7 protein-coding genes are annotated in these 6,984 nt (G+C 74.9%); 2 read left to right on the top strand and 5 right to left on the bottom strand.

All coding sequences use genetic code 11. The features are described 5' to 3' along the window. The 5 genes from ygfZ to OSB71_RS23865 all read right to left on the bottom strand — a co-directional run. Positions 1 to 971 (bottom strand): CAF17-like 4Fe-4S cluster assembly/insertion protein YgfZ (gene ygfZ, locus OSB71_RS23885; RefSeq protein ID WP_265950886.1); only part of this gene is annotated, 971 nt, incomplete at its 3' end. Positions 972 to 980: 9 nt separating this feature from the next. Beyond that, positions 981 to 1,418, bottom strand: coding sequence for a Fur family transcriptional regulator (locus tag OSB71_RS23880; RefSeq protein WP_265950885.1), 438 nt, complete (start codon positions 1,416 to 1,418; stop codon positions 981 to 983). 109 nt (positions 1,419 to 1,527) lie between these two features. Next, on the bottom strand, positions 1,528 to 2,583 hold the full coding sequence (locus OSB71_RS23875; protein WP_265950884.1) for an ABC transporter substrate-binding protein: 1,056 nt from the start codon (positions 2,581 to 2,583) through the stop codon (positions 1,528 to 1,530). A gap of 47 nt (positions 2,584 to 2,630) precedes the next feature. After that, on the bottom strand, positions 2,631 to 3,437 hold the full coding sequence (locus OSB71_RS23870) for an ABC transporter ATP-binding protein (protein ID WP_265950883.1): 807 nt from the start codon (positions 3,435 to 3,437) through the stop codon (positions 2,631 to 2,633). Next, positions 3,437 to 4,414, bottom strand: a complete 978-nt coding sequence (locus OSB71_RS23865) for a FecCD family ABC transporter permease (protein ID WP_416237321.1) — start codon at positions 4,412 to 4,414, stop codon at positions 3,437 to 3,439. The genes OSB71_RS23870 and OSB71_RS23865 overlap by 1 nt, the downstream gene beginning before the upstream one ends. 440 nt (positions 4,415 to 4,854) lie before the next feature. On the opposite strand from OSB71_RS23865, the gene OSB71_RS23860 reads away from it, so the two are divergent. Next, complete coding sequence (locus OSB71_RS23860; protein WP_265950882.1) at positions 4,855 to 5,391, top strand: hypothetical protein; 537 nt, start codon at positions 4,855 to 4,857, stop codon at positions 5,389 to 5,391. A 580-nt stretch (positions 5,392 to 5,971) separates the two neighbouring features. Next, the gene (proC, locus tag OSB71_RS23855; protein ID WP_265950881.1) at positions 5,972 to 6,781 is read left to right on the top strand and encodes a pyrroline-5-carboxylate reductase; all 810 of its coding nucleotides are present in this window, start codon (positions 5,972 to 5,974) and stop codon (positions 6,779 to 6,781) included. The last annotated feature ends 203 nt before the right edge of the window (positions 6,782 to 6,984 follow it).

Genomic DNA, 6,984 nt, shown 5'->3' with positions numbered 1-6,984 from the left:
GGGGCGACGACGATCTCCTGGGCGGCGGCGGTGTCCTCACCGGCCAGGAGCTGCGCGTCGGCGGGCACGTTGCGCTTGACCAGCGCGAGCGCGATCGGCCCGAGCTCGTGGTGGCGCGCGGAGCTGGTCACGAAGCCCACCGCGCGCCCGTCGGGGCCGTCGGCGGCCAGCCGCACCGGGTCCCCGTGCCCGGGGACCCGCACCTCGCTGCCGTCCAGGTGCAGGAACACCAGGCGACGCGGCGGCCGTCCCAGGTTGTGCACCCGGGCCACCGTCTCCTGGCCCCGGTAGCACCCCTTGTCCAGGTGCACCGCGGAGCCGAGCCAGCCCAGCTCGTGCGGGATCGTGCGGTGGTCGGTCTCCAGCCCGTGCCGCGGCCGGTGCGCCTCGATGCGCAGCGCCTCGTGCGCCAGCACGCCCACCGCGGGACCGTGCGCGTCGGCGAACTCCTCCAGCCGCCCGCGCGGCAGGAACAGCTCGCGCCCGTGCGGCGTCTCCCGCGCCACCACGCCCTGCGGCGTCGGCGCGATCGACCCGGCCGGCAGGTACACCACCGCGTACGCCTCGGTGCGGTCGGCGACGTCCACCCGGTAGAAGAACTTCATCGACTCCAGGTAGGCGATCAGCGCCTGCTGCGCGCCCGGCTCGGTGTGCGCCCAGACCGTCTCGCCGTCGTCGACGAGGTAGAGCGCGTGCTCGATGTGCCCGTTGGCGGACAGGACGAGGGCCTCGGTCGCCTGGTGCGGCGGCAGCTCGCTGACGTGCTGGGTCAGCAGCAGGTGCAGCCAGCTCAGCCGGTCCTCCCCGGAGACGGCGACCACGCCGCGGTGGGAGAGGTCCACGAAACCGGTGCCGTCCGCGAGCGCGCGCTGCTCGCGGAAGAGGTCGCCGTAGTGCGCGGCCACGCCTTCGTCCGGCTCTTCCCCGGCCACGGCACCGGGCAGCGACAGCAGAGGACTCAGATAGGACATGCCGCAAGCCTACGGCGCGTCGTCGCCCCGGTCAGCCCGGCACCGTTCGCACCGGCCGAAGATCGCGAAGTGCTTCATGTCGGTGTCGAAGCCGAACCGCTCGCGCAGGTGGTCGGTGAAGTCCGCCGCCACGGAGACGTCGGCCTCGATCACCGTGGTGCAGTCCCGGCACACCAGGTGCATGTGGTGGTGGCGGTCGGCCAGGTGGTAGGTGGGCGCCCCGTGCCCGAGGTGGGCGTGGCTGACCAGCCCCAGCTCCTCCAGCAGCTCCAGCGTCCGGTAGACGGTGGAGATGTTCACGCCGTGCGCCGTCTTGCGCACGTGGGTGAGGATGTCGTCCGGCGTGGCGTGCTCCAGCACGTCCACCGCCTCCAGCACAAGCTGGCGCTGCGGGGTCAGCCGGTAGCCCCGCTTGCGCAGATTCGTCTGCCAGTCGCTGCTCACCACACCCCCAGTGTATGAGCAGCGTCACGCGGCGGGGCCGCTCGGGCGCCCGCGCCCCGGCGGGACGGCGCGGCGCCGGGCGCCCCGGCGGCCGGGGCGCCCGGGGGCCGGCTCAGCCGTGCTCGCGCAGGTAGTCGCCCAGCCGCTCGACCGCGGACGGGTTGCGCGGGCTCTCCACCAGGTCGGCGTACTCCAGCACCACGATCCGGTCGTTTCTGATCGCGGAGACGTTCCGCAGTGGCGCGAAGGACTTCAGAAACTCCTCCTTCTGCTCCGCCGAGACGTCCCCGTAGTCGTTGATCACGATGACCTCCGGGTCCCGCTCGACGACCGTCTCCCAGCCGACGGTCACCCAGGAGTCCTCCAGGTCCGCCATCACGTGGTCGCCGCCCGCCTTGGTGATGATGTCGTGCGGGCCCGCGAAGCGGCCGGAGGTCAGCGGCTTGTCCCGGCCGTCGTCGTAGAGGAACACCCGGGGCCGGTCCGCGCCCGCGGGCGCCTCGTCCTTCACGGCCGCCACCCGCGCCTGGAAGTCCGCGACCAGCTCCTCGGCGCGGTCCTCGACGTCGAAGATGCGGCCCAGGTTGCGCAGGTCGGTGTAGAGCGCGTCCAGCGGCGACATCACGCCGCGCGCCTTGCCCTCCCCGTTGCGGCAGGACTCCGTCAGCAGGTAGGAGTCGATGCCCAGCTTCTCCAGCGTGGCCGGCGTCAGGCCCTCCGCCTCGTTGAACCCGTAGTTCCACCCCGCGAAGACGAGATCCGCCCGCGCGTCCACGGCGATCTCCTTGGTGATGGACTCCTTGCCGAGCCACTCCGTCTTCCCGTACCCGTCGGCCCAGGGCGTGTCGGCGTGCTCCCCGTGGTCGGCGCGCATCACGTACCCGGCCATGTGGTCCGTCAGGCCGAGCGCGAACATGATCTCGGTGATGCCCACGTCGTTGGTGACGACCCGCTCCGGGGCCGCCTCGAACGTCCGCTCCTCGCCGCAGTTGGTGACCGTGACCGGGTAGTGGCCCCCGCCCGCCCTTGCGCCGTCGTCCTCGGACGTCACCTCCGCCCCGCAGCCGGCGAGCAGGACGAGGGCGCAGGCGGCGGCCGACGCGGCGGTACGGCGCGGCGCGGCGTGTTTCCGGAGACGGGGACGGGGGCGGAGACGGGAACGGTGCATGGAGCGCTCCAGAGGGAAGGGGAGGGACGGGGCAGGGGAACGGTCGATCAGGTCGGGCCGGGCCGGGACGGGAGCCGGTCGAACAGGAGCTGGACGGCGCCGGTCTCCGGGTGCGTGACGGGATGCGCGCGCACCCCGAACACCTCGGCCAGCAGCTCCCGGGTCAGCACGGCGCCGGGCGCGCCGGAGGCGACGATCGTGCCGCCCGCGATGACGTACAGCTCGTCGCAGTAGGCGGCCGCCAGGTTCAGGTCGTGCAGCGCGGTCAGCACCGTCAGCCCGCCGGGCGCGTCACCGGTGGCCCGGCCGCGCACCAGCGTGAGCACCTCGAGCTGCTGCGCGATGTCCAGGTGGTTCGTCGGCTCGTCCAGCACCAGCACGCGCGGCTCCTGGGCCAGCGCCCGCGCGATGAGCACGCGCTGCTTCTCCCCGCCGGACAGGGTCAGGAAGCTCCGGTCGGCCAGGTGCGCGGCGCCCACCCGCCCCAGCGCCCGGGCGCACGCGTCGCGGTCGGCCGCCGAGGTGCGCGCGGCCGCGCGCTGGTGCGGCAGCCGTCCCATGGCCACCACCTCCGCCACGGTGAACCCGAACTCCGTCGCCACCTCCTGCGGCAGCGCCGCGAGCCGCCGCGCCCCCTCACGGGCGGTGAGCCCGTGCACGTCGTCACCGCCGACGCGCACCGCGCCGCCGCTGGGCCGCAGCGCCCGGTACACGCACCGCAGCACCGTGGACTTCCCCGACCCGTTCGGCCCCACCAGCCCCACCAGGCGGCCGCTGCTCGCCGTCAGCGTCACCTCCCGCACCAGCCGCGCCCCGGCGACCTCGACGCTCAGCGCCTCGACGTCCACGCGCATCAGGCCGCTCCGAAGGTGTAGCCGCGACGCCGCATCAGCAGCAGGAAACAGGGGACGCCGATGACGGCCGTCAGCACGCCCACCGGCAGCTCCACCGGCGCCAGCACCGTGCGGGAGGCGACGTCCACCCACACCAGCAGCACCGCGCCGGCCACCGGGGCGACCGCCAGCACCCGGCGGTGGTCGGCGCCGACGAGCATCCGCGCGGCGTGCGGCACCATCAGTCCGACGAAGCCGATCGCCCCGCTCACCGCGACCAGCGCCCCGGTGACCAGCGCCGTCAGCAGGAACAGCGCCCGCCGGAACCGCTCGGCGTCCACCCCGAGCGCCGCGGCCGTCTCGTCGCCCATCGCCAGCGCGTTCAGCCGCCGCGCGGACAGCGCCAGGTACGCCAGCGCCCCGGCCAGCGCGGCGGTCGCGATGGGCAGGGTGGCCCAGGTCGCCCCGCTCAGGCTGCCCATGAGCCACATCATCGCCGAGCGCGCCGCCTCCCCGCGCTCGGCTGCGAACACCATGAGCGTGGTGATCGCGGAGAACCCGTAGTACATCGCGGTGCCGGTCAGCACCAGCCGCAGCGGGGTCATGCCCTGCGCGCTGCGGGCCACGGCGTAGACCAGGCCCATCGCCGCCAGCGCCGAGACGAACGCCGCCCCCGACAGCGCCCACACGCCCAGCGACGCGAACGCCCCGAAGATCAGCACCGCGTTCGCCCCGACCGCGGCCCCGGAGGAGATGCCCAGCACGAAGGGGTCGGCCAGCGCGTTGCGCACCATCGCCTGCAAAGCCACCCCGACGGCCGCGAGCCCCGCGCCCACCACGGCCGCCAGCAGCGCCCGCGGCAGCCGCAGCTCCCACACGATCGTGTAAGCCGACACCTCGTCGGGCGCGATCGAGCCCCCCGACACCCCGGCCCACAGGTACCCCATGGCCGCGTCGAACGGCACCCCGGCCGCGCCCACCCCCACGGCCACGGGCACCGAGGCCGCCAGCGCGAGCAGCAGCGCGCACACCAGCGGCGTCAGCGGCAGCCGACGGGCGGACGGGCGCGACGGCGCGGCGGCCTCGCCCGGCGGGGCGTCCGGTATCGGGTCGACGTCAGCAGCGACCGGGGGTGGGGCCACGGGCGGACCACCTTCGCCTCGGGCCGTGCGCGGACGGGTTCTGAGCTACCCGGCCGCCCCGCGCGGCGCCGGGCACCGCGCGCGGCCGTGCCGCGCGGCTCCCCTTCTCGCAGACCACGACGAGTTCGACAGGAGCGTGCACCGCCGCGGGCGATCGGGCTCACGGGGCCGTCCGGCTCCGTCTACCGTTGCGGGTCAGCGCCGGACTTCGACCGGCTTCCCCCGCGGAGGCGATTCGCAGCGTACCGCCTCCCCCGCCCGGAGCGAACGGCCGCCCACCCGGGATAATCGGAACCATGAACGGCACCGGCGAGGCAGCACAGGACCCCACGCCCCCGCGCGACCCGGCCGCGCCCGGCCCCGAGCCGCTCCGCTTCTACGGCACCACGTGGGTCGACCACTCCGGCGGCTACGCGCTCCGCCGCACCGGGCTGGCCCTGGGCGCGTTCGCCGCCGCGGCGGCCGGCGCCTTCGTGCTGCGGTTCGCCTACCAGGGCCTGGCACTCGCCGAAGTGGGCAGCCTCGTCAACACCCTGCTGGTCGTCGCCTTCGCCGTGTGCACCTCCCTGGCGTTCACCCGCACCTGGTCCTCCTACACCCGGCGGTCCGGGCCGCGCGGCGACACGCCGGGCGCGTCGCCCACGCAGGGCCTCAAGCTCATCGGCTTCTTCGGCATCCTCCTCGCCTACGGGCTGCGCACCCTGGTGGAAGCACCGGGCGAGAAGCTGCTGCGCGCCGAGTACGAGCAGGCCCTCGCCCGGTACGAGCGCCGCCGCACCACCCGGACGGGCAACCCCGCCGCCCGCGCGAAGCGCGCCAAGCGGCGCCGCTGACCGGCGGGGACGCCCGCACCCCCGCGTCCACGGCCGCCCGCGCTCCGCGCCCGTCGCCGTGCGTCTCGGGCTCGTGCCCGCCACCGTGCGTCTCGCCCTGCGCCCGCCACCGCACGCCCCGGGCCGCGTCGCTGTGCGTCCGGCCCCGCGCTGCCGTGCGACCCGCACGTCGCCGCCGCACGTCCGGCCCCGCGCTGCTGTGCGACCCGGGCCGCGCCGCTGTGCGCCCCGCACTGCTGTGCGTTTCAGGCTGTGCCGCTGTGCGTCCGGCCCCCGCGCCGTGCGTCGCGCTCGGCCTGCCGCACGCCCCCCGCCGCCGTGCGCACCGCTTGGCGCGCGGCCCGCGCCGCCGTGCGTGACGTACTGGGGTGCCGCGATCGCCGGACGCACCGCCCGGTGCGTGGCACGTGGCGCGGTGTGTGACGCGCTGGGGCTCCGTGTCGCCGTGCGTGGCGCGCCGCGGCACCGCGACGCCGCGTGCCGGGTGCCGACGTGTGTGCCGTGTGCCGCGCGGCCCCGGCGCGTACCACCACGCGGACGGCGGCGCCGTACCGCCGAGCCGGTTTGCCAGGATGGGGGCATGACGCAGAAAGTGGCCGTGCTCGGCACGGGGAAGATCGGTGAGGCCCTGCTCAGCGGGATGATCCGCGGCGGCTGGTCACCGGGCGACCTCCTGGTCACCGCGCGCCGTGCGGAGCGGGCCGCCGAACTGCGCTCCCGGTACGGCGTCGAGGCCGTGCGCAACGCCGAGGCGGCGCAGGCGGCCGACACGCTCATCCTCACCGTCAAGCCGCAGGACATGGCCGCCCTGCTCGACGAGCTGGCCCCGCACACCGCCGCCGACCGCCTGGTCATCTCCGGTGCCGCGGGCATCCCCACCCGGTTCTTCGAGGACCGCCTCACGGCGGGCACCCCCGTCATCCGGGTCATGACCAACACCCCGGCCCTCGTCGACGAGGCCATGTCCGTCATCTCCGCCGGCACCCACGCCGGGGAGGCCCACCTCGCGCACGCCGAGGAGATCTTCAACGGCGTCGGCAAGACGCTGCGCGTCCCGGAGGCGCAGCAGGACGCCGCCACGGCGCTGTCCGGCTCCGGGCCCGCCTACTTCTACTACTTGGTCGAGGCCATGACCGACGCGGGCATCCTGCTCGGCCTGCCCCGGGACAAGGCGCACGACCTCATCGTCCAGGCCGCCATCGGCGCCGCCGTCATGCTCCGCGACAGCGGCGAGCACCCCGTGCGCCTCCGGGAGAACGTCACCTCCCCGGCCGGTACGACGATCAACGCCATCCGCGAACTGGAGAACCACGGCGTCCGCGCCGCCCTCATCGCCGCCCTGGAGGCCGCCCGCGACCGCAGCCGCGCCCTCGCCGGCGGGCAGGGCTGACGGTTTTTTGCGTTGGCCCGGGCCTCGTGTAGAGTTCTTCGGGTTGCCAAGGGGTCGACACGGCTCCGCGGTGACGCACTCCGCCCCATCCGGTGGCACCCCCTACTGAAGCGCGATCTTTGACGGGAACGCTTTCGGCATGCCGAATGCAATTCCGTCGCCCTCGATTTTGAGCGGCCGGGGAAATCGCCTAAAGTGGTGGG

Origin of the sequence: Streptomyces marinisediminis (assembly GCF_026262575.1) — a bacterium.
Classification (GTDB): Bacteria; Actinomycetota; Actinomycetes; order Streptomycetales; family Streptomycetaceae; genus Streptomyces; species Streptomyces marinisediminis.
This window is presented reverse-complemented; position numbering and strand designations above follow the sequence as displayed.